At 59.2% G+C, this 23,269-nt stretch carries 26 protein-coding genes; 14 read left to right on the forward strand and 12 right to left on the reverse strand.

The genetic code is table 11. The annotated features are described in order from the left end of the window. Positions 1-29: 29 nt before the first annotated feature. Entirely contained in the window at positions 30-701 is a 672-nt protein-coding gene (locus ACI3K0_RS02875) for a tetratricopeptide repeat protein (RefSeq protein WP_404944868.1), read from the reverse strand. Positions 702-1,240: 539 nt separating this feature from the next. On the opposite strand from ACI3K0_RS02875, the gene ACI3K0_RS02880 reads away from it, so the two are divergent. The 3 genes from ACI3K0_RS02880 to ACI3K0_RS02890 all read left to right on the forward strand — a co-directional run bounded on the left by ACI3K0_RS02880 (position 1,241) and on the right by ACI3K0_RS02890 (position 3,330). Next, complete coding sequence (locus ACI3K0_RS02880) at positions 1,241-1,723, forward strand: hypothetical protein (RefSeq protein ID WP_183835313.1); 483 nt, start codon at positions 1,241-1,243, stop codon at positions 1,721-1,723. Between the two features lie 115 nt (positions 1,724-1,838). After that, a complete protein-coding gene (locus ACI3K0_RS02885) occupies positions 1,839-2,843 on the forward strand; it encodes a polysaccharide deacetylase (RefSeq protein ID WP_183821327.1) in 1,005 nt (334 codons plus the stop codon). Between the two features lie 127 nt (positions 2,844-2,970). Further along, entirely contained in the window at positions 2,971-3,330 is a 360-nt protein-coding gene (locus ACI3K0_RS02890) for a VanZ family protein (RefSeq protein ID WP_183821326.1), read from the forward strand. Positions 3,331-3,765: 435 nt separating this feature from the next. Here the strand turns inward: ACI3K0_RS02890 and sbmA are convergent, their stop codons facing one another. Further along, entirely contained in the window at positions 3,766-5,040 is a 1,275-nt protein-coding gene (gene sbmA / locus ACI3K0_RS02895; RefSeq protein ID WP_183821325.1) for a peptide antibiotic transporter SbmA, read from the reverse strand. 123 nt (positions 5,041-5,163) lie between these two features. Further along, the gene (locus ACI3K0_RS02900; protein ID WP_183821324.1) at positions 5,164-6,342 is read right to left on the reverse strand and encodes a YbfB/YjiJ family MFS transporter; all 1,179 of its coding nucleotides are present in this window, start codon (positions 6,340-6,342) and stop codon (positions 5,164-5,166) included. A gap of 195 nt (positions 6,343-6,537) precedes the next feature. On the opposite strand from ACI3K0_RS02900, the gene ACI3K0_RS02905 reads away from it, so the two are divergent. Beyond that, positions 6,538-6,756, forward strand: coding sequence for a hypothetical protein (locus tag ACI3K0_RS02905; protein ID WP_183821323.1), 219 nt, complete (start codon positions 6,538-6,540; stop codon positions 6,754-6,756). 47 nt (positions 6,757-6,803) lie between these two features. Here ACI3K0_RS02905 and map read toward each other — a convergent pair whose 3' ends face one another. Beyond that, positions 6,804-7,559, reverse strand: a complete 756-nt coding sequence (gene map / locus ACI3K0_RS02910) for a type I methionyl aminopeptidase (protein ID WP_148145679.1) — start codon at positions 7,557-7,559, stop codon at positions 6,804-6,806. A 28-nt stretch (positions 7,560-7,587) separates the two neighbouring features. Next, positions 7,588-8,649: an LLM class flavin-dependent oxidoreductase gene (locus ACI3K0_RS02915; protein ID WP_404944869.1), complete on the reverse strand. Its 1,062-nt coding sequence runs from the start codon at positions 8,647-8,649 to the stop codon at positions 7,588-7,590. A gap of 192 nt (positions 8,650-8,841) precedes the next feature. Here ACI3K0_RS02915 and ACI3K0_RS02920 point away from each other — a divergent pair, with 192 nt between their 5' ends. Then, positions 8,842-10,383: a cation:proton antiporter gene (locus ACI3K0_RS02920; RefSeq protein WP_404944870.1), complete on the forward strand. Its 1,542-nt coding sequence runs from the start codon at positions 8,842-8,844 to the stop codon at positions 10,381-10,383. A gap of 68 nt (positions 10,384-10,451) precedes the next feature. Here the strand turns inward: ACI3K0_RS02920 and ACI3K0_RS02925 are convergent, their stop codons facing one another. From ACI3K0_RS02925 to ACI3K0_RS02940, 4 genes are all read right to left on the reverse strand, one after another. Next, positions 10,452-10,913: an SRPBCC family protein gene (locus ACI3K0_RS02925; RefSeq protein ID WP_404944871.1), complete on the reverse strand. Its 462-nt coding sequence runs from the start codon at positions 10,911-10,913 to the stop codon at positions 10,452-10,454. 111 nt (positions 10,914-11,024) lie between these two features. Beyond that, positions 11,025-11,786 (reverse strand): ABC transporter ATP-binding protein, encoded by a 762-nt coding sequence (locus tag ACI3K0_RS02930; protein ID WP_404944872.1) that lies wholly within the window; start codon positions 11,784-11,786, stop codon positions 11,025-11,027. After that, on the reverse strand, positions 11,783-12,814 hold the full coding sequence (locus ACI3K0_RS02935) for a FecCD family ABC transporter permease (protein ID WP_404945109.1): 1,032 nt from the start codon (positions 12,812-12,814) through the stop codon (positions 11,783-11,785). The genes ACI3K0_RS02930 and ACI3K0_RS02935 overlap by 4 nt, the downstream gene beginning before the upstream one ends. Positions 12,815-12,831: 17 nt before the next feature. Further along, complete coding sequence (locus ACI3K0_RS02940; RefSeq protein ID WP_404944873.1) at positions 12,832-13,857, reverse strand: ABC transporter substrate-binding protein; 1,026 nt, start codon at positions 13,855-13,857, stop codon at positions 12,832-12,834. A gap of 204 nt (positions 13,858-14,061) precedes the next feature. On the opposite strand from ACI3K0_RS02940, the gene mqo reads away from it, so the two are divergent. After that, positions 14,062-15,771, forward strand: coding sequence for a malate dehydrogenase (quinone) (gene mqo, locus ACI3K0_RS02945; RefSeq protein ID WP_404944874.1), 1,710 nt, complete (start codon positions 14,062-14,064; stop codon positions 15,769-15,771). A 130-nt stretch (positions 15,772-15,901) separates the two neighbouring features. Then, positions 15,902-16,201, forward strand: a complete 300-nt coding sequence (locus ACI3K0_RS02950) for a DUF1905 domain-containing protein (RefSeq protein ID WP_404944875.1) — start codon at positions 15,902-15,904, stop codon at positions 16,199-16,201. 65 nt (positions 16,202-16,266) lie between these two features. On the opposite strand, the gene ACI3K0_RS02955 is transcribed toward ACI3K0_RS02950, so the two are convergent. Continuing rightward, a complete protein-coding gene (locus ACI3K0_RS02955) occupies positions 16,267-17,025 on the reverse strand; it encodes a phosphatase PAP2 family protein (protein WP_404944876.1) in 759 nt (252 codons plus the stop codon). A gap of 192 nt (positions 17,026-17,217) precedes the next feature. Here ACI3K0_RS02955 and ACI3K0_RS02960 point away from each other — a divergent pair, with 192 nt between their 5' ends. Continuing rightward, positions 17,218-17,910, forward strand: coding sequence for a response regulator (locus ACI3K0_RS02960; RefSeq protein WP_148145935.1), 693 nt, complete (start codon positions 17,218-17,220; stop codon positions 17,908-17,910). Further along, complete coding sequence (locus ACI3K0_RS02965) at positions 17,907-19,070, forward strand: ATP-binding protein (RefSeq protein ID WP_183821318.1); 1,164 nt, start codon at positions 17,907-17,909, stop codon at positions 19,068-19,070. Before ACI3K0_RS02960 ends, ACI3K0_RS02965 begins: the two co-directional genes overlap by 4 nt. A 12-nt stretch (positions 19,071-19,082) precedes the next feature. On the opposite strand, the gene ACI3K0_RS02970 is transcribed toward ACI3K0_RS02965, so the two are convergent. Beyond that, positions 19,083-20,336, reverse strand: a complete 1,254-nt coding sequence (locus ACI3K0_RS02970) for an RNA polymerase sigma factor (protein ID WP_404944877.1) — start codon at positions 20,334-20,336, stop codon at positions 19,083-19,085. After that, a complete protein-coding gene (locus tag ACI3K0_RS02975) occupies positions 20,333-20,725 on the reverse strand; it encodes a YciI family protein (protein WP_404944878.1) in 393 nt (130 codons plus the stop codon). The genes ACI3K0_RS02970 and ACI3K0_RS02975 overlap by 4 nt, the downstream gene beginning before the upstream one ends. A gap of 126 nt (positions 20,726-20,851) precedes the next feature. Between ACI3K0_RS02975 and ACI3K0_RS02980 the strand changes: the two genes are divergently transcribed. The 5 genes from ACI3K0_RS02980 (at position 20,852) to ACI3K0_RS03000 (ending at position 23,267) form a co-directional block, all read left to right on the forward strand. Continuing rightward, on the forward strand, positions 20,852-21,103 hold the full coding sequence (locus ACI3K0_RS02980; protein WP_206826922.1) for a transcriptional regulator: 252 nt from the start codon (positions 20,852-20,854) through the stop codon (positions 21,101-21,103). Positions 21,104-21,108: 5 nt separating this feature from the next. Then, a complete protein-coding gene (locus ACI3K0_RS02985; protein WP_404944879.1) occupies positions 21,109-21,468 on the forward strand; it encodes a type II toxin-antitoxin system RelE/ParE family toxin in 360 nt (119 codons plus the stop codon). Positions 21,469-21,497: 29 nt separating this feature from the next. Then, on the forward strand, positions 21,498-22,205 hold the full coding sequence (locus ACI3K0_RS02990) for a glutathione S-transferase N-terminal domain-containing protein (protein WP_404944880.1): 708 nt from the start codon (positions 21,498-21,500) through the stop codon (positions 22,203-22,205). A gap of 71 nt (positions 22,206-22,276) precedes the next feature. Then, positions 22,277-22,759 carry a GFA family protein gene (locus ACI3K0_RS02995; protein ID WP_404944881.1) on the forward strand — a complete coding sequence of 161 codons (483 nt, stop codon included), beginning with the start codon at positions 22,277-22,279 and terminating at the stop codon, positions 22,757-22,759. Between the two features lie 199 nt (positions 22,760-22,958). Next, entirely contained in the window at positions 22,959-23,267 is a 309-nt protein-coding gene (locus ACI3K0_RS03000; protein ID WP_404944882.1) for a TadE/TadG family type IV pilus assembly protein, read from the forward strand. Positions 23,268-23,269: the final 2 nt, after the last annotated feature.

The following is a 23,269-nucleotide window of genomic DNA, read 5'->3' on the forward strand; positions in this document are numbered from 1 at the left end:
TTTTCCTCAAGCCCTTATCCGCAACGGAATTAGGGCGCCTTGCCGGTGGCGGCGATATTGTCGAGCATGATTTGCGCGCGGTTGACAACATTGCGAGGCGCGCCCGCATCGTTTACGATTTGCTGGAACCACTGCTTGGCCTGCGACATGTTTCCGGCCTTGTAGGCGGAAAGGCCGAGCGCTTCGCGTGCGGAATTGGCCAGAACATGGCCCTGCGCCGAAAGGATTTCCGCTTCGGCCGCAACCTGCTCGTAAGTGCCGGTATCGACCAGAATGAAGGCGGCGCGCATCTTGGCGAGATCGCGGACAGCCTGTGGCGCTGCATTGTCGTTTCCAACTTGGCGGTAGATCTCGACGGCAGCAGCCGCATCACCCTTGGCCTGCTGCACGGAAGCTGCGCGCATCTTTGCGAGTACCGGATAGGCGCCCGTGCCATCCTTCTCGATTGCAGCGAGGGCTGAAAGCGCCTCGTCGTTCTTGCCTTCCGAAGCAAGCGTCAGAGCCGCGATGAAGCGGTCGCCAGACTGCGAAGAGGCATGGTTGTCCCAATATTCATAACCGCGCCAGGCGGCCGTACCGATGACGATCGCCACCGCGACACCAATCGCGATCCGGCCGTAACGCCTCCAGGCGTTCTTCAGCTGGTCTGAGCGAAGCTCTTCGTTCACTTCACGGAAAAAACTGTCGTCGTTATGCGCCATCGAAGTCTCCGGCCCGCGTCAAGGGGCCAATCCTGGGTCGGTCGTCCGGCCAAAGCTCCGCCTGAGGCAAACAATTGGTCGGGAAAGCGCCTTCTAGCCTATTTTCCTTAGGATGTAAGGCCCCCCATGCAAAACGAGGAAGCTTATTGAAGCAACGCACTGATAAAGCTCGAAACCCACCGATCACGGACGCGTTACTCTGCCCCTTGCCGCCACAATCAATTAGCGTATGCTTTCGAAGGCGAAATTTCGCGCAATGACATGCATCTCTGGACATGACGGCCAGTGTTTAGCTCTTATTGCCGCCTTCGTTCCGACAGACTGCATCTCGTCATTGCGATCGCTCAGAGGAGACTCGGGAGGTCGGCTCGATGCAAAGAGTTTACGCAGCTCTGGCTTTTGCCACACTGGCTATGTTTATGTGTCCACTATCTGCAGAGGCCGGAGATTGGTTAGATTGGCAGTGGTACGGCATCACCGGCCCCTGCGACGACAAGTGTGCCGTTATGGTTTTCGGGGGCAAGTTTGTCGAAACACCCATGGAGGACATCTTTCTCCGAGGTGATCTCTCCCCTTTAAACTGGGATTACGGCGACAGCGGTTTCGTCGGCCTGTCCGCATCCCGTACGGTCGCGAGCTTCTGGCGGGAACGTTTTGCGATCGAAACCGAACTCGGTGTCGGCAAGCGGTTTGGCAGCATGCACGAATCCGAAGTGTGGGCGGCCCTGTTTCTCCGCTACAGCGATTTCCCCTGGAACGATTACATCTACACGACCATAGCTGCCTCCACCGGCCTCAACTACGCCAGCGGTATTTCACAGGAGGAAAAGGCTCGCGCAGGCAATGATCGCGGCGACCGGCTGCTGCATTATCTCGCCCCGGAAATCACCTTCGCATTACCTGAGAACAAGTCGAGAGAGCTTGTCATCCGCTTCCATCATCGCTCCGGTGGCTATGGTTTGGTCAGCGATGCAGATGGTGGCGTCCAGTATTTGACGATCGGGCTTCGGCTGCGGTTCTGATGCCGTTGATTGCAGATAAGCGGCATCCTCTGTGTAGGCAATCAAAGCTTCGCCTTATTCGCTGGTCAAGAGCACTCGGATATTGCCAGTTCATTCGTAGAATCAGGAAATAGTGATGCGTCTTCGACCCTTGGCCACCCTGCTTGCCGCACTCACCTTATCGACAGGTGCAATGGCGCAAGATATGGGGCAAAGGCCAAAGCAGTTGCTGATGATCTCCTTTGACGGTGCGGGCTCGAATGCCCTTTGGCAGCGTAGCCGCGATTTTGCCCGCAACAACAACGCCCATTTCACCTATTTTCTTTCCTGCACGCTGGTCATCCCACGCGCAGACAAGGCCCGGTATCAGGGGCCGGACAAAAAAGCCGGCCGCTCCAATATCGGTTTTGCCCAAGATATTCCCGAGGCGAAGGAACGTCTCGGCCATATCTGGCAGGCGCATCAGGAAGGCCACGACATATCGAGCCACACCTGCGGCCATTTCGACGGCAAGGACTGGTCCGAGGCCGAATGGCGGCACGAGATGACCAGTTTCCACGACGTGATGACCAACGCATGGAAAGCGATCGGCGCATCGTCCGACGAGCCGCAGGGCTGGCGCGACTTCATCGACAACGACATTCGCGGTTTCCGCGCGCCCTATTTCTCCACCAGCGCTGGCATGACGGAGGCGGAGAAGAAGACGGGCTTCCAGTATGACGCAAGCCTCGTCACCAAGGGACCAATGATGCCGGAGACCAAAGGCGACCTTATCCGCTTCGGCCTGCCGCTGATCCCCGAAGGTCCGCAACAGCGGCCGATCATCGCCATGGACTACAATCTCTTCGTCCGCCACTCGGCCGGCATCGACAATCCCAGCCGCTCGGCGGAATTCGAGGAACGTGCCTATTCCGCCTTCCGCGCCGCATTCGACAAGCAGTATGACGGAGATCGCATTCCCATGCAGATCGGCCTGCATTTCGTCGAGATGAATGCCGGCGCCTATTGGCGGGCGATGGAACGGCTCGCCTCGGAAGTCTGCAACCAGACCGATGTCGCCTGCGTCAGCTATACGGAAGCGATCCGCATGCTGGGCGAGCGCCATTCGTCACCGGCAAACGCCAGCAATTCCGCCGGATAATCGCTATTTGCTGCACTGCCGCAAAATTGCCGCTCACACGATATTTATCTCTTGTCCCTAGTCTCGGTAGCTTACGCCGCTTCCGACCATCTCCTGCGCACGGTATTACAATTTCATGACACGATTGATGACGTCACGCCTGATCAAGCTTCTGCCATGGCTGGCGCTCGCGGCCATCATCTTTGCAACGGTCTCGCCGATACGCCTGCGCCCGCAGGATTTCGCCTCGGTGGACATCGATCGCGCTGGTGCATTTGCCGCCATGGCGCTGCTTTTCATGCTGGCCTACCCGCGGCAATGGCTGCTTTGCGGCATCCTCGTCATCCTCGGCGCCGGAGGCATCGAATTGCTGCAATACCTGTCGCCGACCCGGCATGCCCATCTCGACGATGCAGTGGTCAAGGCCGCAGGCGCTGCTATCGGCTGCCTGATGGGCTGGACGCTCAACCGCATGATTGCCCGTTTTCGCGCACCCGTCGCGGCCTGACCAATCTTCCACCCAACCGTGGATAAATGCCGCGATCAGGCGTTCCGGCATTCCAAATTTCAATCGCTTACGTCTTTTTCATCCCCGCCTCGTCCCCGCCCCTAAAACCGGCACGATAATCGGGCCATCATCGGATGGGAAACCGGGAACGCGAACCGGCCTCCTCAACGGGTTCGAAGAGCCAGGTTCCGGTGATGGTCGCAGACCGTGTGAGCGGAGAGCCTGACAAGTCCTCCAAAAGCCATCGGAAGCGGTCGGGGCAGGCAAAACCTGAACCACTCAATGCAATCGAATATCTGCCTGCCTCATTCCCAACACGGGCAGATCGCACCGGCCACTCTCGATCATCAGGCCAACGCGATCCCCGAAACGCAGAACCGCGCCGGATCGATAAATCCGGCGCGGCCAAAACTGCGTGCTTTCTATGACGGAGGATCAGGTCGGCCTGTTCGCCGCCATCTCGCCGCCTTCGGCTTCGCGCTCCAGATAGCGCTGGTCGATATCCGGCAGCGGACCACCGTCGATCGCCGCCTCGAACGCCTTCAGGCGCTTGTGAATCGACAGAAGTTCAATAATCGTCGTCCAGGAATTCACCAGATACTGGAAAGAATTCGAAACCTGACCGAAGGCCGTGGCGATCTGCTGGTAGATACCGTAGGTGATCTTGCCTGCGACGATGGTCGGGACCAGCATGAATAGCAGGAACAGCGCATCCGCCTGGATGTAGAAATAGCGGGCGACGTTGAAATACAGATAGTGCCAGTACATGCGGAAATAGTTCGTGCGCACATTGGCATAAAGTTCCTTCACTGTAAGAGGCTGTGCGCGGTCGGCATGATCCTCGCCATAAACGAGTTCCTTGCGATAGGCGGCTTCGACGCGCTGGTTGCGGAAGTTCAGGCCCGGCAGCTTGATACCGACTGTTGCCAGTAGCACAGTACCGAAAGCCGCCCAGAAGATAGCCAGCCAGAACAGCGCATGCGGAATGGCACCGATGATCGGCAATTCCGTCACATATCCGGAAAGGCCGAACAGGATCGGCAGGAAGACGACAAGCGTCATGACCGAATTGATCAGGCTGATGCCCAGTCCTTCAAGCGTGGAGGAAAACCGCATCGTGTCTTCCTGCACACGCTGCGAGGCACCTTCAATATGCCGCAACTGTTCCCACTTGGACATGTAGAAATCGTTCATCGCGGTGCGCCAGCGGAAAATGTAGTGGCTGGTGAAAAAGTCCGTCAGGATCGAGACGAACATGCTGACGAAGGCAACCTGGGCGAAGATGATCATCAGGCTGTAGAAATCCCAGGCAGTTCCCCCCTTGCCCGAGAGCGCGTTCATCAGCGTATCGCCGAAAGGCCTGCGCCAGTTGTTGATCACGACCGACACCTGCACACCGAAATAGGTGACCGCGATGATCAGCAGCGAGCCCCACACCGACCAAGCGATCCACGGATTATCCTTGGCGATGAACGACCATGCCGCGCCGAAGATGAGCAGGCAGATCGCAAAATACGCATAGAAGTAGAGGTTGGAAGGCATGATGAAATAGGTCAGATCATAGGGCTCGGAAGCCCCTTCCGGCAGGCCGAAGCCCGCCCGGTCGCCTATCCCTGCGAAAATGAAATACCAGGCGAGAATGGCAACGAAGGACCAGAGTGCCGCGGAAATGAAGAAGAATTTCGGTCTTGGAAAGAAGGAATGGAACACGGAGCGGATGCTTTCCTGAGTTCGGAGCTGCGGGGTGCGGTGTTAGGGCGCGAAATTATGGCAATCGCGTGGATGCGGCAATGGCCGCACCGCTTTGTTACGCATTTGTAACCACGTTCCTACTCAAGGAATACGTTTCGCCACGATTGCCGCCAACACGACGCAGACGACGAGCACGCCCGTCGCGATCAGCGTCGGAAGCGCGAAACTGCCGCTCTTTTCGGCAGCCCAGCCGGCCACCAGCGGGCCAACGATCTGCCCGACGCCGAAAGCCGCCGTCATTGCGGCAAGCGCCCGGCGCGGGCTTTCAGGCGCAAGCTTGCCGCCCAGCTGCAACCCGTAGGCGGTAATCACCATGAAGGTTGCGCCGAGCAGCAATCCGCCAAACAGCGCACCGGCGGTCGGTGGCAGAAGAACCGAACAGACAACACCGATAGCAAGCACCGTCATCGCCACCGTGTAGGATCTGGCAAGCCCGGCACGGACTGCCAGCGGATGCCAGACGAGAAGTGACACGGCAGCGGCACAGCCGGTCACGAACCATGCGAGAAATTCGATCACCGGCCCCGCATCGCCCTGCCTTGCGATCGTCACCAGGAATGTCGCGGTAATCACATAACCGAAGCCGAACAGGCCATAGGACGTCGTCAGCAGCACCAGCGGCAGCTTCCATCTGAGCGCAGGCTCCACCCGACGCTCCGTCATGCCATGCGGGCGCGGCAGCATCCATTGCACGACAAGCACCGCCGCAAGTGTGATCGCGGCACCCGCCAGCCAGTTGATCCGCCAGCCATGCGCCGCATCACCCGCCGATGTATTGACGATCAGCGCCAGCGCCGAGGACAGTGCTATCCCCGCCCCCACCCCGCCGAAATGCAGGAAATTCACAACATGCCCTCGGCTGCCGCAGTTGCGTGCAAAGGGAAGCACGATCGACGAGGTCAGGATCATCGCCAGCGCGCTTGCCAGGCCTGCGAGGAAGCGAATCGCCACGAATGCCGGTACCGAGGTGGTGAGCGCCATCGCCGCCAGCAGGATCGCGGTCGCCATCAGCGAGGACAAAGCGATCATTCTTTCACGCCCGGCCGCCCAGCCCTGCCCCGCCAAAATCGCGCCGGCCAGATATCCGGCAAAATTGCCCGCGGCGATATAACCCGCATCGGCCGACGAAATCGGAATCCCTGCAATCATGCCCGGCAGGACCGGCGTGTAGAAGAAGCGGCCGAAGCCCATGGCCGCAGCCATGGCGATTGCGCCGGAAAGGCCGACGAGACGAAGGTTCAAGCGAGCGGTCGTGTCCATGGCCTGCTTATGGCAGCGCAACATAGGCCGCACAAATCAGCATTATTCATCGTTGTCGGAATATTTTGAATGATTCTACGCGAAAAGCAGGTGCAGTAACGAATTGGTGCGCCGCATGCGGTCATTTGTCTTGTTGTTGACACGAATGATCGTCATTGTCTGCTTCGTGCCAAATCAACAGACGGGAGGCGCAAAATGGATCGTGACCTGACCGTATCGGAAGTGCTGGTGGACCCGCTGATCGCGCAGCTGCGCAAGGCGGACCTGATCGGCAATGCCGCATTCGCTCAACTGATGGAAAGTGCCGCTCGCATTCATGCGCGCCGCTCGATCGATAATCTAGGCGAAGAGCGTGTGAGCGCCTTCTATTGCGCTATCGAGGCGGCCAATCGCGCCGAATCCTGCGTTCGCTAAAAGCGTTTCCGGTCGCCGCTTTCGCCGCGACCGGCTTATGACAATCCTTAATTCGCCAATGTCAGGATAAGCGGCCCGCTCTTGGTCGCGACGATCGTGTGTTCGTATTGCACGGTCGGGGCGTTCGGGTCGCTGTAGAGCGTCCACGGATCATCGTTGTCGCCATCTTCCGCCCATGTGCCGCCGAGCGAAAGAAACGGCTCGACGGTGAAGACCAGGCCCTCTTCCATGATCCGGCGCTCGCTCTTTTCCGGCCAGGTCGGGATTTCCTTCGGCTCGTCATGCAGGGTCAGGCCAATGCCGTGGCTGGAAAGATTGGTGATCAGCGTATAGCGGTTCTTCTTGGCAAACGCGCCGATCGCATTGCCGATACCTGCGATCTTGTTGCCGGCCTTGACCTGCTGCAACCCGGTCCAGAGCGCGCGCTTGCCGTCGCGGCAAAGCTTTTCGATCTCGCGGCGAACCGGCGGCACCGCATAGGATGCGCCGCAATCGCCGAAGAAACCGTCCTTCACGGCCGAAACGTCGATATTGACGAGATCGCCCGCCTTGATCACCCGGCCACCCGGAATACCATGCGCCACCTCTTCGTTGACGCTGATGCAGGTCGCGCCGGGAAACTGGTAGCAGGTCTCCGGCGCCGATTGTGCACCATTGTCCTCAAGCAGCTTGCGGCCGATATCGTCCAGTTCCTTGGTGGTGATCCCCGGCTCCAGTGACTTCGCCATCGTCTCCATCGCCTGGGCGCAGAGCCGGCCGATCGCTTTCAGCTTGTCGAGTTCATCTTCACTGGAGATTACCATTGCGGGTCGTTTCCTTGTCTTCGTCTTTTTAGTTCGCCTGCGATGTGGCCCGCTCAGCCGATCCGGTCAATTCCTTTCTGACGATCGGCGCCACCTTCGTGCCGTAAAGCTCGATGCCGCGCATGATCTGGTCGTGCGGCATAAGCCCGATCGCCATCTGCAGCAGGAACCGGTCCATCTTGAACACGCTGTGGGCGGCAATGATCTTTTCGGCCACCAGTTCCGGCTCGCCGACGAAAAGATTGCCAAGCGCAGAGCGAGCCTGATCGAAATGTGCCCGGCTCGTCGGGCCCCAGCCCCGTTCGCGGCCAAGCCGGTTCATCACCTCGGACTGCGGACCGTAGAACTGGTCTGCCGCGGCCTGCGTCGTATCGGCAATGAAACCGTGGACATTGATGCTCGTCTTCAGCTTCGCCGGATCGTGGCCGGCATTCTCGCCTGCTTCGCGATAGAGATCGGCAAACGGCTTGAAGCGCGGATATTCGCCGCCGATGATCGCGATTGCCAATGGCAGGCCGAGCGAACCGGCGCGCACGACCGATTGCGGTGTGCCGCCGACCGCGATCCAGACCGGCAACTGTTCCTGCAACGGCCGTGGATAGACGCCATGCCCGTTGATCGGCGCCCGCATCTGCCCCTTCCAGGTAACGACTTCCTCGTCGCGAAGCTTGAGCAGCAGGTCGAGGTTTTCGGTGAAGAGTTCGTCATAGTCTCCCAGATCGTAACCGAACAGCGGGAAGGATTCGATGAACGACCCGCGCCCGGCCATGATCTCGGCGCGCCCGCCGGAAATCAGGTCGACGGTCGAAAACTGCTGGAATACCCGAACTGGATCGTCGGAGCTCAAGACCGTGACGGAACTGGTCAGCCGGATATTTCTGGTGATCGCGGCCGCTGCAGCAAGCACCGTCGAAGGCGACGAGATCACATAATCGGGACGGTGATGCTCTCCCAACCCGAAGACGTCGAGCCCCACCTCATCGGCAAGCTTGATCTCCTCAAGAAGATTTTTCAGCCGTCTTGCGCCCTCGACACCCTTGTCGAGCGCAGCCGCGTCCATATCGCCGAATGTATGAAGCCCGAGTTCCATGGAAGATCCTGTCATCTGGACAAAGCTGGAATGTTTCTACGCATCAGATAGAGAGCGGTGGCTCCAAGCGCAAACCGCAAACCATCGAACTTACCGTTCGACAAATTCGATAGCTGGCCTAAGTTCAGGTGCCAGATCACTGACAATCATCAAGTTAAGCGCCTGCCCCTATTCGCTCAGTCGGGAGATGACATGAGCTTCTTCGAAAGCCTTCTCGTCCTGATCCTCGTGGCGATCATGCTGTTGCAGGTGTCGCGGCGGCTGAGGATGCCCTATCCCTCCATGCTGGCGCTGGCGGGAGCGGCCGTAGCGCTCATTCCGGGCACGCCGGTGATCAATATCGACCCGGCAACCGCACTGGCCCTGTTCATTGCGCCTGCCCTTCTCGATGCAGCTTTCGATTTCCCGCTCGGCACGGCAAAGCGCTTCTGGCTGCCGCTCGTCGCCTTCGCCATCGGTGGCGTCATCGTCACCGCCGCATCCGTCGCCTGGGTCGGTTCCACCTTTGCCGGCCTGCCGATTGCGGCGGCCGTGGTGCTCGGCGCGATCGTCGCCCCGCCGGATGCGGCAGCGGCAACAGCAATGCTCTCCGCCGTGTCCATTCCACGCGAAACCGACACGATCCTGCGCGGCGAAAGCCTGTTCAACGATGCCGCCGCCCTGCTCATCTTCGATGCAGCGCTGGCGATCCAGTCGGCCGGTCATCTCGATACAGAAGTCGGGCTGCATCTGGCGCTCGCAGTCCCTGGCGGCATCATCTTCGGCATTATCGCCGCCCGCCTGATCCGCCGCCTCACACTGTCCGTCAGCGGCACGCTCGGTGGCAATGTCATGCAGTTTGCCCAGACCTTTCTGCTCTGGATCATCGCCACCAGATTGCATCTCTCCGCCGTCCTCGCCGTCGTTGCCTGCGGCATGACGCTCGCCCAGATGTCTGAGGCGCGTTCGTCGGCCCGCATGCGGGTGCAGTCCTATGCGGTCTGGAGTGCTGCCGTCTTCGTGCTGAACGTCATGGCCTTCCTGCTGATGGGCATGCAGGCGCGCGCTATCCTGTCCGACATGGAGCCCGGCCATCTGGGCGATGCCATAACCTTTGCCGGCCTCGTCGTCGTCACCGTCATCATGGTCAGGCTGATCGTCTGCATCGGCTTCAACCGCATCCATGCCTATTACGCCCGCCGTGCCGGCCGGCCCGAACCGGCGACCATGAAACAGGCGGTGCTTGCCGGCTGGTGCGGCATGCGCGGCCTCGTCACGCTCGCCACAGCCTTTGCCCTGCCGGCAGACTTCCCCCAGCGTGACATGGTCGTACTCGCCGCCTTCGCCGTCGTTCTGGCAACGCTCGTGGCGCAGGGCCTGACGCTTATTCCGCTGATCAGATGGCTGGACCTCGACCGCACGGCGCAAAGCCTGCGCGAAGTAACCAAGCTGCGCGCCCATATCGCCCGAGCCGGTTTCATGAAGCTCGAAAACGCCACCGGACCGGAAGCGGAGATGCTGCGCAACAATTTCAAGCTGGAAAAGCACGGCAACCTGCATGCGGAAGGCGCAACCGCGCTCGCAACCTATCGCCGTCTGGCGCTCGACGCGATCAATGCCCAGCGCGAAGCTCTCGAACAATTGCGCGAAGACAACAAGCTCACCGTCGATGAATACAATCTCTTCCTTGAGGAGATCGACTGGCGCGAACTTTCCGTCCTGCCGGAAGAGGATCGCCGGATCCAGGAAATCTGAGAAGAACCCGGCGACTGAATCATTTTGTCAGCCTGCCGGGATATCCATTTGAAACGATTCCGAATTCCTCAGATCGTCTTCGCCACTTCGGCCATCTGGTCGGCAACGATGCCCCAGCCTTCTTCGAAGCCCATTTGCTGATGCGCCTTCATATCCTCTTCGTTCCAGTGAACCGCAGTCGCGGTATAGCGCGAGCGCCCGTTGCCCAGATCCTCGAATTCGAGAATGCCGGTCATGAACGGTTTTTCCGACGGCACCCATCCGGCGGTGTAGGCATCGGTGAAGACCAGCTTGCGGCCCGGAACGATCTCCAGATAGACGCCCGGATTGGGGATCTTCTCGCCGTTCGGGCCTTCCATCAGCACAAAACTCTCACCGCCCGGGCGAAGGTCCGAGCGTGCCTCAGTCACCTTCCACGGAAGCGGGCAGAACCACTCGCCGAACCGCTCCGGCGTAGTCCAGACCTTGAATAGCTTTTCGGCGGATACGTCGAATTCGCGGGTAAGCTGCAGCGCGTAGCTGGCGGTCATGGTTCTGTCTCCCTTCTGAAATCCTGTTCATCGCATCGGATGGTGAACCTAGGACGAAGGAGAAGACAGGAAACCGACAGGGCCTGAGATTTTTTCTCCGGCCCTCAATGACTATCGCAGATAATGGATATGCGGTCGCGCGTGATGCGGCGAAGTCTCCACCCGTGCATCGACCGAGAAGACGTCGCGCAGCAGTTCCTGCGTCACGATCTCTTCCGGCGCACCCGACGCGACGATCCTGCCCTTTTGCATGACAATCAGCCGGTCGCAGAACATCGCCGCGTGATTGAGGTCGTGCAGGGCGATGATGCTCGTCACCGGCAGGCTGGAAACCAAACGCATCAGGCTGATCTGGTGCTGGATGTCGAGATGGTTTGTCGGCTCGTCGAGAATGAGCTCCTGCGGCGATTGCGCCAGCGCACGGGCGATATGTGCCCGCTGCTTCTCGCCACCGGAAAGGCTCTGCCAACGGTCGTGGCGCTTCTCGATCATGCCGGCACGCTCCAGTGCCTGCGCTACCGCATCGTCATCCGCCTTGGACCAGCCGGAAAACATCGAGCGATGCGGAAACCGCCCGAGCTTCACCACATCGATGACCTTGAGATTGGAATTGGTCGTCGCATGCTGTTCGACGAAGGCGACACGCTGCGCCATCGCGCGGCGGCCGATACTTTTGATATCCCGGCCTTCGAGCGTGACGCTGCCCGAATGCGGCTTCTTCAGCCCTGCAAGCAGCCGTAGAAGCGAAGTTTTGCCGGAACCGTTCGGCCCCAGAAGCCCGAGCATCTGGCCGGGCTGCGCTTCGAAGGAGACGCTATCGAGAATGGTCTTGGCACCGATCTTCCAGGTGAGATTTTCGGTCCTGATGCTCATGACACCCTCTGGAAACGATAGAGGATAACCGCAAAGAATGGCACGCCGACGAGTGCGGTGACGACACCGATCGGCAGGACCTGCTGCGGGATCAGCGCCCTCGAGGCGATATCAGCCAGCACCATGAAGATCGCCCCGACGACCGCACAGGCCGGCAGCAGCCGGATATGCAGCGGCCCGACGACGAACCGCGCCACATGCGGCACGACAAGGCCGACGAAACCGATCGTGCCGACCATAGAGACGATCGTCGCCGTCATCATGGCGGTGAGCGCAAAAAGAATGATCCGCGCCCAGGCGACATTGACGCCGAGCGAGGCGGCCGCCTCATCCCCGAAGGCAAAGGCATCGAGCACCCGCGCATAACACAGGCAGACGATCAGACAGATACCGACGACGACCGAGACCAGCATGAATTCCGGCCAGCGCACGCCGCCGAAACTGCCGAGCAGCCAAAACATCACGTCGCGCGCCTGCTGCGCATTGCCGGATGTCGTGACGATATAGGAAGTTGCAGCATTGAAAAGCTGCGAGGCTGCGACACCGGCAAGAATGGTGCGATCCGCCCCGCCCCGCGTGCCGTTGGACAACAGCGCCACGAAGAAGAAGGCAGCAAAGGCGCCCGCGAATGCACCGGCAGACAACGACACCGTACCGGCACCCAGCCCGAGAATGACGATCGCCACCGCCCCTGTCGAGGCGCCGGCGGAAATGCCAAGCACATAAGGCTCCGCCAGTGGATTGCGCAGCAGCGACTGCATGATCGCGCCGGACAGAGCCAGTCCCGCGCCGCAGAAAGCCGCGACCAGCGCGCGGCTGAGACGGTAATCCCAGATCACCGTCTCATGGATGCGGTTGAGTTCGATCGCCGTCCAGCCCAGCCGATTGCTTATCGCCGCGTAGGTGGTCGACAGCGGGATCGGCAGATCGCCTATCCCGACACTGACACCGACGACCAGCGCGATCGCCGCAAGCGAGACCAGCAACAGTGCCGAAAACACGACGAACTGCTGGCCCTGGGAATGTATCGAACGGCGATCCTCGCTCACTTCAGGAGACCAAGTGCCTTGAGCTGTTCGGCCACCTGTTCAGCTCCATAAATGGTGCGCACGGTCGGGTTCATCGCCTGACCGTCCATCACGACCAAAGCCTTATTCTTGACGGCCTGGATCTGGCTGACGGCCGGATCGGTGGTCAGGAACTTGATCTTGGCTTCCGGCTTGTCGAGTTCCCAGCGGTTGCGGTCGAGATTGGCAACGACGATGACGTCGGGATTGGTGGCAATGATGCTTTCCCAGCCGAGCGTCGGCCATTCCGCTTCGGTCTTGATCGCACTTTCGCCGCCAAGCACATCGGCGATGAAACCGGACGCACCGTTCTTGCCGCCGAGATAGGCGTCAGCGGTCGGCGACGGGCTGGAGAACCAGAAGACGTAGGAGAGCTTCTTGCCGTCCTTGGAAACGCTGGCGCGCAAGTCGGCCTCGCGCTTCTTGAAATCGTCGATCAGGGCCTGGCCGCGATCCGTAACGTCAAAGATCTGCGAAAGCTCGGAGATTTCCTTGTAGAGCAGGTCCATGTTCCACAGATGCTCTCGGCTGCCATATTCGTTCTTCACTTTTTCGGTGGAGAGGCATGTGCTCGGCGAGATGTAGGACGGCACGCCGACCTTGTCGAAATCCTCGCGCTTGGCAACCTTGCTAGTCGGACCGATCAAACTCGGCAGCGCGGCGGCGACGAAATCCGGGTTCTGCGCCAGAATGCTCTCGAAGGTCGGGAATTCGACGGTCAGAAGCTTGACCTTCGCATTGGCGGCCTCAAGCTGCGGCAGCACCTTGCTCGGCCAGAATGCCGTGCCGACCATCTTGTCCTCGAGGCCGAGCAGCAGCAGGATTTCCGCGCTGTTCTGGCCCAGACCGACTGCCCGCTCCGGAGCCTTGTTGAAGGTAACCGATGCACCGCAATTGTCGATCGTCAGTGGATAGGTAGTGGCGGCATTGGCCGGGCTCATGGCAAGCAGGCTCAGACCCGCGCAGAAGCCGGATACGGCCAGAATGGACTTGGATACAGTCACGACGGTGTTTCCTGAGTTAGTGGCGCGACAATGCGCCCCCGCGCTATATCCACGAGCCGGAATTGAAACAAGACCGTTTTCATCATCTTTTTTACTGCGACACTGCGCCATCCTGACAAAATGCCGCATCGCCCACTTGTCGCTAAAACATATTTCCCTTATTCACCGCGCCGGGAGGAGCAACAAACAGTTTTGAGGTTCCCGTTGCCTTCCAGCAAGAACACCCCATCCAAAGCCTCTGCAAGCGGTCTCAACCTGAGCCGTCGCCAGCTTCTCGGTTCAGCAGCCGGCGGTGCGGCCGTCGTCAGCACCACTGCAATCCCCGCCTGGGCACAGGCAAGCTCCGACAAGACGGTCGACGTCCTTCTCGTCGGCGGCGGCATCATGAGCGCCACGCTCGGCGTGCTTCTCTCCGAACTTGAGCCGACCTGGCAGATCGAAATGATCGAGCGCCTCGACAACGTGGCGATGGAAAGCTCCAACGGCTGGAACAATGCCGGCACCGGCCACTCCGCTCTTGCCGAGTTGAACTACACGCCGGAAGATTCGAACGGCAACGTCCAGATCGCCCGCGCCGTCGGCATCAACGAGCAGTTCCAGATCACCCGCCAGTTCCTGGCGCACCAGATCGATGCCGGCGTTCTGAAGGACCCGCGCTCCTTCATCAACTCCACCCCGCACATGAGCTTTGTCTGGGGTGACGAGAATATCGAATTTCTCGGCAAGCGCTTCGAAGCGCTGAAGGCGAGCCCGCTGTTTGCCGGCATGCAGTTCTCGACCGATCAGGCAGAGATTGCCAAATGGGTTCCGCTGATGATCGAAGGCCGCGACCCGGCCCAGAAGCTCGCCGCCACCTGGAGCCCGCTCGGCACCGACGTCAACTTCGGCGAGATCACCACGCAATATGTCGCATCGCTGAAAAGCCGCGACACGTTCAAACTGCACACCAACTCGGAAGTCACCGCGATCGAGAAGAGTGAGGACGGCACCTGGACCGTCTTCTTCGACGATACCAAGAGCGGTTCGGCCGGTTCGATCAAGGCGAAGTTCGTCTTCCTCGGCGCAGGCGGCGGCGCGCTTCCGCTGCTGCAGATGTCCGGCATTCCGGAAGGCGACGATTATGCCGGTTTCCCGGTCGGCGGCTCCTTCCTCGTCTGCGACAATCCGGAAATCGTCAACCAGCACCTCGCCAAGGCCTATGGCCAGGCGGAAACCGGTGCTCCGCCGATGTCGGTCCCGCATCTCGATACCCGCGTCTTCGACGGCAAGCGCCACATCCTGTTCGGACCTTTCGCCACCTTCTCGACCAAGTTCCTCAAGGACGGTTCGCTGTTCGACCTGCCCTCGACGATCACGCTCGACAACATCTGGCCGATGGCCAAAGTAGGCACCGACGAGTTTGCGCTGGTCCAGTATCTCGCCGGCCAGCTGATGATGTCCGACGACGACCGTCTGGCCGAACTGCGCAAGTATTTCCCGAACGCCAAGGCTGAAGATTGGCGCTTCTGGCAGGCCGGTCAGCGCGTCCAGATCATCAAGAAGGATGCAGAAAAGGGCGGCGTGCTGAAGCTCGGCACAGAGATCGTCGCTGCCGAAGACGGCACGATTGCGGCCCTGCTCGGCGCATCTCCGGGTGCTTCGACCGCAGCGCCGATCATGCTCGACGTGCTGAAGAAGGTCTTTGCCGAAAAGCTCAAGACCCAGCAATGGCAGGACAAGCTGCACACGATCGTTCCGAGCTACGGTAAGAAGCTCAACGAGAACCCGGACATGCTGGTCCGCGAATGGGCAGCAACCGAAGATCGCCTGCAGCTCGCCATCAAGGCTCCGACGATCGACCCGGCAGCCTACGGCCAGCCGGCAGCGACCGCCCCGGCCGGCGAAGTCAAGAAAGTTCCGGATATCGCCCTCTAAGCCGCGGCATATCTCGAAAGAGACTGGAAACGGCTCCGCTCACGCGGGGCCGTTTTGCTTTCCGGCTCCACAACACTACCTTTCACCGCCAGAGACCGATGAACGGCAAACACCGATAAAAAGGCGGCCCATGAAGGCGATCCAGTTCGAAGCCGAGGTCATCCACTGGCGCGGCCCCGCCCCTTTCTTCTTCGCCCCGCTACCGAAGTATGAGGCCGACGAAATCGCCCGCCTGTCAAAGCTCCTCACCTATGGCTGGGGCATGATCCCGGTAGACGTTAAGATCTCCGGTACCGAATTCTACACGGCACTCTTCGCCAAGGACGGCACCTATTTCCTGCCCTTGAAGGATGCCGTTCGGAAGAAAACCGGCATTACCGCCGGCGACATCATCTCGGTCGTGATGACGCTGCGTCCGCCGAAGCGCTGAACATCCCACACAGAACCTTTCCGTCAAAGGGACCTTTCATACAGCTCTGGCACCTTCTTCGCCTGCTAAGATCGTGTCCTCGCGAAGAATTTGTCGATGTCTTTCGCCCGCGCTTCCATCCATCTCCAAATCCAGACCATCGCCAGCATTGTGAGAAGCCAGCCGAAGACGACATCTGAAAGGAAATGCGCGCCGAAGAGAACGCGATTAAATGCAATAAACAAAAGACACGGCGCCAGAACAATCGCCGCGATCCGGCGCAGCTTTGCAGGAACGAGCACCAGAAGGGAAAGCGCAGCAGCAGCAGCAGCAGCCTCTCCGGATGGGAAGGAGCAGTTACGAACACATGCGGCGGAAAACTGTAATACTGGCGTAAAGTCCGCGTTCCCGCCGAATTCGACCAAATCTCGAGGACGCGCTCGACCGATTAAGACTTTCAGGATTTCAACAACGATGATCGGGCCAACGAAAAAGCTCAGGAGAACGAAGAGTGGTTTGTGGGGTTGGCAGAACCGGTATCGTCTTGGCAGGAAGATGTGCAAGCCGATAAGTAGCAGCATTGCAATGATAATGCAGATCAGGCTCTGGCGGCTGAAATCCCTCAGACCTTTCAAAACCGGTTGTTCCGTCAGAAAGAAGACCGCGCCATTGGCAAACCAGCGCGACACAGCCAGATCGATCGTCGGAAATATCATGAAAACAAAGCTAACGCAGATTATCGACCTGGCGATGACGGTCAACGCTCGATTGACGCCTGTTCGGGGGGCGTACCGCCACCGGTCATCGGACGCTACGGACAAGTAGCTGTTTTCTGTTCTTCGCATGCCGGTCTCTCCTGACTGTGGGACAGCGGCTAGGTGGAACCCGAGTGTCAAGAAACGGCGAAGATCGGATCAAGGACCTGTCCGGAATCGGTTATCCGTCCGTCTGAGGATTGTCCGCAATTACGGAAGCCCATATTGTCCGACGTATTGGCGGCGCAATGTGAAATAGATGAATGGCCGCAAGGCGTTAAAATGAATAACAATCTTGTTCTCATCGTCGAGGATGAGCCGGCAATAGCAAAGATAATTGAAGGATATCTGCTGCGTGAGGGCTTCAGAACCGTGCAGGCCGCTGACGGTGAAACCGCCCTGCAGCATCACGCACTTCTGAAGCCAGACATTGTATTGCTAGACGTACGCATTCCCAGAATAGATGGGTTTGGTGTGCTGGCCCGCCTTCGACAGACGAGTTCGACGCCGGTCATCATGGTCACGGCTCTTGCAGACGACATTGATCGCTTGAGCGGATTACATTTGGGTGCCGACGATTACGTTGTGAAACCGTTCAACCCGCAGGAAGTCGTTGCGCGGGTCAAGGCTGTTCTGCGGCGAGTTTTGGGAGAGCGGCAGGACGCCATTCGCCGTTTCCGTACGATAGAGGTAGATTTCGGCAGCTACGCGGTCTTCATCAACCGGGGCGGGCAGCGAGTCCCCTTGTCCCTGACGCTCAGCGAATTCCGGATTCTCGCACACATGATCCGTCACCCGACCCAAGCATTCGGACGTGCCGATATCCTTGACGCATGCTTGCCTGAAAGTGACGCGCTTGTGCGGACTGTAGACACCCATATTTCCAACCTTCGACGCAAGTTGGAAGAGATCGGAGAAACTGGTTTCTTCCCTGCCGTGCGCGGTGTCGGCTATCGTTTATCCGATCCCCAATGAATATGAGAAAATACAGCGCCCTGCCGCTCGCCACCCTTACTGCGATTGTGATTGCAACAATGCTCATGCTGAGCGTCGGCATCGCCTATCTCGGCGTCACATCGTATTCCAAATACCTAGACGAGAGCATTAACGATGGTCTTCCGCCGGAAGCAGCGGCCGCATACAGAATATTGAATGAGGGTCGGGTTCCGGATGAGGCCTCCCTCAAGACCCTTGTTGAATATTTTGACGCGCAGGCAGCTCCGGCGGATTTCAAAATTCAGATTGCAGCTCTGATATGCGGCCTGCTTTCGGCCCTGGTCTGCGCCGTTATCGGCATCTTTCTGGCGAGACGGATCGCACGCCCACTGGAAGATCTGACGATTGCCGCCGAAGCCCTCAAGTCTGGCGATTTTTCAGCTCGCGTCTCTGCGTCATCGAGCGGGACTTCCGAAGTATCAAGCCTTGTCGAGACATTCAACGCGCTGGCGACAAGCCTCGAAAGGATGGAAGAAAGACTACATTTCAACAACATGGCGGTTGCGCACGAGCTGCGTACACCGCTTACCATCCTGCAAGGCGCGTTGCAGGGCATGCTCGACGGCGTTTTTCCATTGGATCGAAAAATCTTGGCCGATCTTCTGCTTCAGGTGGAAGGTCTGGGGAAGATTGTGGAAGACTTGCGCACCCTGTCGCTGGCTATCGGTCAGCAACTCGTGATGCAACGCCAGATTCTCGATGTGGCGGAAATCGTGGAGAACGTTCTCTCGGCGGCCAAGCCCATGCTTGACGCCAGCAGGTTGGAGGTCGAAACAGGCCTGCACCCCGCCCCCATATCCGCAGACCCCTCACGGATTCGTCAGGCCGTTCTGGCGCTCATGGAAAACGTAAGCCGCTATGCTGAAACCGGCGGTTGGCTGCGTTGTGAGACAGAGCGACTGCCGGACGAAAGCGTAATCATCCGCGTGCTTGATCGAGGCCCCGGTTTTCCGGAGGATATGGAGGCGGTTGCCGTCAATCCATTTTGGAGAGGTGATCCGTCCCGGTCACGCGAAACGGGCGGCACGGGGCTGGGCCTTTCAGTTGTAAAAGCCATTGCAGTCGCTCACGGCGGGTATCTGGAACTCGAAAATCGGCAAGGCGGAGGCGCTATGGTTACCATCCACCTGCGTCCTTGATAGAGAGCTCGACTAGACGGTCCCGGCCGCTGGCGTGTTCAGCTTGTCCAGCTGCTGGCGAATATGGGCGCATTCGGCTGGCGAATTGGCGAGCGTGATCGCCCGGTCGAAGGCAATTCGCGCCTCCCCGCTCCTGCCGGTCTGCATCAGCAAGGCGCCGCGCACACCGTGGAAATAAAAATATCCGTCGAGCTTCTCCGCAAGCGGCGCGATCAGGTCCAGCGCCACATCCGGCCCCTTGAGCTTGGACAAGGCAACGGCCCGGTTGAGTGTGATGACAGGTGATGGCGCGAGCTTTTCGAGCAGCTCGTAAAGCAGTGTGATCTCGCCCCAGTCGGTCTCGGCCGATTGGCTTGCGCGGGCATGCAGCGCCGAGATCGCCGCCTGGACCTGATACGGGCCGGGCTTGCGATGGCGGATCGCCTTGTCGAGCATGGCGAGCGCTTCAATGATCAGTTGCCTGTCCCAGCGGCTGCGGTCCTGATCTTCGAGCAGCACGATCTGGCCTTGTTCGTCGAACCGGGCCCCGGCACGCGAATGCTGCAGCAGCATCAGTGCGGTCAGCCCCATGACCTCGGGCTCGGCTGGAAAGATCCGCAGCAGCAGCCGGACAAGTCTTATCGCCTCATCGCAGAAGGCAGCGCTCTCCGGATTGGTGATGCCTGCCGAATACCCCTCGTTGAACACGAGATAGATCATCGACGTGACCGTCTTCAGCCGCTCGGCGCGCTCATGGGTATCCGGGGTTTCGAAGGCAATGCCGGCCTTCGCCACCCGCCCCTTGGCGCGGGTAATCCGCTGCTCCATGGCGCTTTCCGAGACGAGGAAGGTACGGGCGATCTGCTGTACGGTCAGCCCTGAAACGATCCGAAGTGCCAGCGCGATCTGCTGGGTGTTCGGCAGGTCCGGATGACAGCAGATGAACATCAGCCGCAGGATATCGTCGCGGTAATGCGCGTTGTCGAGCCGGTCGGCGATATCTTCTTCGGCATCGGAGAGATCGGAAAACGCCGCCTCTTCCGGCAACGGCTCGTTTTTCGCCCGCTTGCGGATCTGGTCGACGCCGCTATTGCGCCCGACAAAGATCAGCCATGCGGCAGGATCGCGCGGTGGCCCCTTGTCGGGCCATGTGCGGATTGCGCGAAGGCAGGCCTCCTGAAACGCCTCCTCCGCCGTATCGAGGTCACGGAAATAGCGCAGAAGAGCGCCAAGCGCCTGCGGCCGCGCCGCCGTCAGCGCCAGTTCGATATAGGCCAAATCCGTCATGACGATCCGCCTTCCGCCGCTTTGATCTCGTTCGGATGGAAGACGTAGAAGGGCCGGATTTCATAAGAACTGGAGCCCGGATTGACCTCCGACAATTCCTTCGAGAAGGCGACGGCCTCATCCAGACTTTCGAACTCGGCCGTATAGAAGCCGAGCAGCACTTCCTTCGTCTCGGCAAATGGGCCGTCGAGCACCAATGGCTCGTCCTTGCCCTTCCTGACCGTGGTCGCCGCCGTTGTCGGCATCAGCCGCCCGACCGGGCCAAGCTTGCCGGCCTTCGCCAGCGGCTCCTGCACCGCATGAAGCCTCTCCATGACGGAAGCCTCCTCTTCCTTCGACCAGGCAAAGACGGTTTCCTCATGGGCGTAGCACAGGATGGCATACAGCATATTACTCTCCTTCTCCCTTGGAAGACGAGAAGGTAACCGCCGATCCGACAGCATGCATCAGAAAAACTAGGCGTCGCATTTATTGGCAATATCTGCGACAGTGGGGCGATAATGAAGGGACAAGCAATGGCTTCGGAAAGCATTCACGTCCGTGTAACGGGCAAGCTCCAGGATCACATCCGCCAGCAGACAGGCGAGAATGGACTGTATGAGAATGCCAGTGAGTATATTCGGGCGCTGATCCGCAAGGATCTCCAGAAAAACGATGAAGCCTGGGACTGGCTAAAACAGCACATCGAACCCGGATTGCGGGCGGATGAAAGCGAATTCAGAGAGGTATCTGCGGCAGACGTCATTCGCCGTAACAAGCGGGCCTAGATTGGATGGCCGCCTATCTTTTCTACGTTACGGCAGACGCGGCTCAGGACCAAATTTGGCGGGACACGGTCTCGACCTGGGGAGAGGCACAAGCCGAGACCTATATCATCGGCCTGCATCGCCATCTCGAAAGAATCTCCCGACAGAAGTCCCTCTGGCGTCGCCTGCCGTCATCGCTGTCCGCTCCCAAAGATCTCACTATCGACGTCTGGTTCAGCCGCTACAAGCATCACTATATTATCTTCCGCCAACTCTCGGGCGGTCGCATCGGTGTCATCAGCATTCTGCATGAACGAATGGATTTGCCGGTGAGATTGGCAGAGGATTTATTACGCATCTCCCCTCAGGACACCAATGAGTCTTGAAGCTCGAATGACATGTGAGGAAACTGCCCATGACCGATCTCTCCGCCTTCCCGATCACCTCCAAATGGCCGCCGAAGGATTCGGACGTGCTGCAGCTTTATTCGACCCCGACGCCGAACGGCGTGAAAGTGTCCATCATGCTGGAGGAAACCGGGCTGGCCTATGAGCCGCATTTCATCAATATCGGTGCCGACGAGACTTGGGAGCCAGAATATCTGTCGCTCAATCCCAACGGCAAGATCCCGGCCATCCTCGACCCGAACGGTCCGGACGGCAAACCGCTGGCGCTATTCGAAAGCGGCGCGATCCTGATCTATCTGGCGGAAAAGACCGGTAAGCTTCTGCCTGCAGATCCGGCAAAACGCTACGAGACGATCCAGTGGGTGATGTTCCAGATGGGTGGCATCGGCCCGATGTTCGGTCAGCTCGGTTTCTTCCACAAATTCGCAGGCAAGGACATTGAGGACAAGCGCCCACGCGACCGCTACGCCAAGGAAAGCGCCCGGCTGATCCGTGTGCTCGAAACGCGGCTGGAAGGTCGCGACTGGATCATGGGTGACGAATACACGATCGCCGATATTTCCATGCTCGGCTGGGTGCGCAACCTGATCGGTTTCTACGGCGCCGGCGAGCTTATCGCCTATGACGAGCTGAAGAACGTGCCGAAATGGCTGGAACTTGGGCTTTCTCGTCCGGCCGTGCAGCGTGGCCTGGAAATCCCGAAACGCCCCGCCTGATATCCTCTGAGAACGGCTGACTTCACAACCGCCCTGCGCTATCTCCTTCACCCAAGATGGAGGAGATAGCCATGCCACAGATGAAACTGCCCGCCGAAGGCTCCTGCCGCTGCGGCGAGGTGCGTGTAAAGATCACTGCCCCGCCAATGATCACCATGGCCTGCCATTGCAGGGGCTGCCAGAAGATGAGCGCCAGTGCCTTCTCCTGCTCGGCAGCAATCCCCACCGCCGGTTTCGAAGTGACCGCCGGCGAACCGGTAATCGGCGGTGCGCATGGCGATGACATCCACCACTACCACTGCCCGCGCTGCAAGAGCTGGATCTTCACCCGCATGGTCGGCATGGACTTTTTCGTCAACTTGCGTCCAACCATGCTCGACGATGCCTCATGGTTCGCCCCCTTCGTTGAAACCTACACCTCGACGAAATTCCCCTGGGCACAGAGCGGTGCGATGCACGGCTATCCCGAATTCCCGCCGCTCTATGCCTTCGAAGGGCTGATGAGGGAATTCGCACAATGGAACAATGCGGACGGCAGCAACACAGAAATATGACAATGTTTATGGATATATATTAAGCCTAATATTCAGTAACTCGTCAGAAACCAAGCCCTAATATTTGCCTGCGGGCCCGGCGCGTTATTCACGAGTTTGTAAATTATAGGACGCGAATATCCTCCACGATTTGATGGGGGCATTCATGATCTGGCGTCGGTTTCAGGCTTTCCGTGCGGATGCGCGCGGAAACGTGGGCATGATCTTTGGCTTGGCTATGGTGCCGCTGATCGCGCTCGGCGGAGCGGGCGTCGATGTCGCCCGTTATGAGACGATCCGCGTCGAGCTTCAGGATGGGCTAGATCGGGGCGTGCTCGCAGCCGCCTCGCTGACGCAGACCCGCGAGGCCAAGGCCGTGCTTCAAGACTACCTGAAAAACCTGAGCTATGCCAATGAAGTCAATCTCGATTTCGAGCGGCAGAACAGCCTCAACCAGCGCATCGTCAAGGCCTCCGCCAGCTATACGATCGACACGTCCTTTATCACGTCGTCGGCGTTGACAAGCTGACG

Origin of the sequence: Rhizobium sp. ZW T2_16, from assembly GCF_044987325.1 — a bacterium.
GTDB lineage: Bacteria > Pseudomonadota > Alphaproteobacteria > Rhizobiales > Rhizobiaceae > Neorhizobium > Neorhizobium cellulosilyticum.

Bases quoted from the DNA above. Each gene is read 5' to 3' on its own strand.
- ACI3K0_RS02875 (WP_404944868.1), bottom strand. From the start codon at position 701: ATGGCGCATAACGACGACAGTTTTTTCCGTGAAGTGAACGAAGAGCTT.
- ACI3K0_RS02880 (WP_183835313.1), top strand. From the start codon at position 1,241: ATGGAGGACATCTTTCTCCGAGGTGATCTCTCCCCTTTAAACTGGGAT.
- ACI3K0_RS02885 (WP_183821327.1), top strand. From the start codon at position 1,839: ATGCGTCTTCGACCCTTGGCCACCCTGCTTGCCGCACTCACCTTATCG.
- ACI3K0_RS02890 (WP_183821326.1), top strand. From the start codon at position 2,971: ATGACGTCACGCCTGATCAAGCTTCTGCCATGGCTGGCGCTCGCGGCC.
- ACI3K0_RS02900 (WP_183821324.1), bottom strand. From the start codon at position 6,342: ATGGACACGACCGCTCGCTTGAACCTTCGTCTCGTCGGCCTTTCCGGC.
- ACI3K0_RS02905 (WP_183821323.1), top strand. From the start codon at position 6,538: ATGGATCGTGACCTGACCGTATCGGAAGTGCTGGTGGACCCGCTGATC.
- map (WP_148145679.1), bottom strand. From the start codon at position 7,559: ATGGTAATCTCCAGTGAAGATGAACTCGACAAGCTGAAAGCGATCGGC.
- ACI3K0_RS02915 (WP_404944869.1), bottom strand. From the start codon at position 8,649: ATGGAACTCGGGCTTCATACATTCGGCGATATGGACGCGGCTGCGCTC.
- ACI3K0_RS02920 (WP_404944870.1), top strand. From the start codon at position 8,842: ATGAGCTTCTTCGAAAGCCTTCTCGTCCTGATCCTCGTGGCGATCATG.
- ACI3K0_RS02925 (WP_404944871.1), bottom strand. From the start codon at position 10,913: ATGACCGCCAGCTACGCGCTGCAGCTTACCCGCGAATTCGACGTATCC.
- ACI3K0_RS02930 (WP_404944872.1), bottom strand. From the start codon at position 11,786: ATGAGCATCAGGACCGAAAATCTCACCTGGAAGATCGGTGCCAAGACC.
- ACI3K0_RS02950 (WP_404944875.1), top strand. From the start codon at position 15,902: ATGAAGGCGATCCAGTTCGAAGCCGAGGTCATCCACTGGCGCGGCCCC.
- ACI3K0_RS02955 (WP_404944876.1), bottom strand. From the start codon at position 17,025: ATGCGAAGAACAGAAAACAGCTACTTGTCCGTAGCGTCCGATGACCGG.
- ACI3K0_RS02960 (WP_148145935.1), top strand. From the start codon at position 17,218: ATGAATAACAATCTTGTTCTCATCGTCGAGGATGAGCCGGCAATAGCA.
- ACI3K0_RS02965 (WP_183821318.1), top strand. From the start codon at position 17,907: ATGAATATGAGAAAATACAGCGCCCTGCCGCTCGCCACCCTTACTGCG.
- ACI3K0_RS02970 (WP_404944877.1), bottom strand. From the start codon at position 20,336: ATGACGGATTTGGCCTATATCGAACTGGCGCTGACGGCGGCGCGGCCG.
- ACI3K0_RS02975 (WP_404944878.1), bottom strand. From the start codon at position 20,725: ATGCTGTATGCCATCCTGTGCTACGCCCATGAGGAAACCGTCTTTGCC.
- ACI3K0_RS02980 (WP_206826922.1), top strand. From the start codon at position 20,852: ATGGCTTCGGAAAGCATTCACGTCCGTGTAACGGGCAAGCTCCAGGAT.
- ACI3K0_RS02985 (WP_404944879.1), top strand. From the start codon at position 21,109: ATGGCCGCCTATCTTTTCTACGTTACGGCAGACGCGGCTCAGGACCAA.
- ACI3K0_RS02990 (WP_404944880.1), top strand. From the start codon at position 21,498: ATGACCGATCTCTCCGCCTTCCCGATCACCTCCAAATGGCCGCCGAAG.
- ACI3K0_RS02995 (WP_404944881.1), top strand. From the start codon at position 22,277: ATGCCACAGATGAAACTGCCCGCCGAAGGCTCCTGCCGCTGCGGCGAG.
- ACI3K0_RS03000 (WP_404944882.1), top strand. From the start codon at position 22,959: ATGATCTTTGGCTTGGCTATGGTGCCGCTGATCGCGCTCGGCGGAGCG.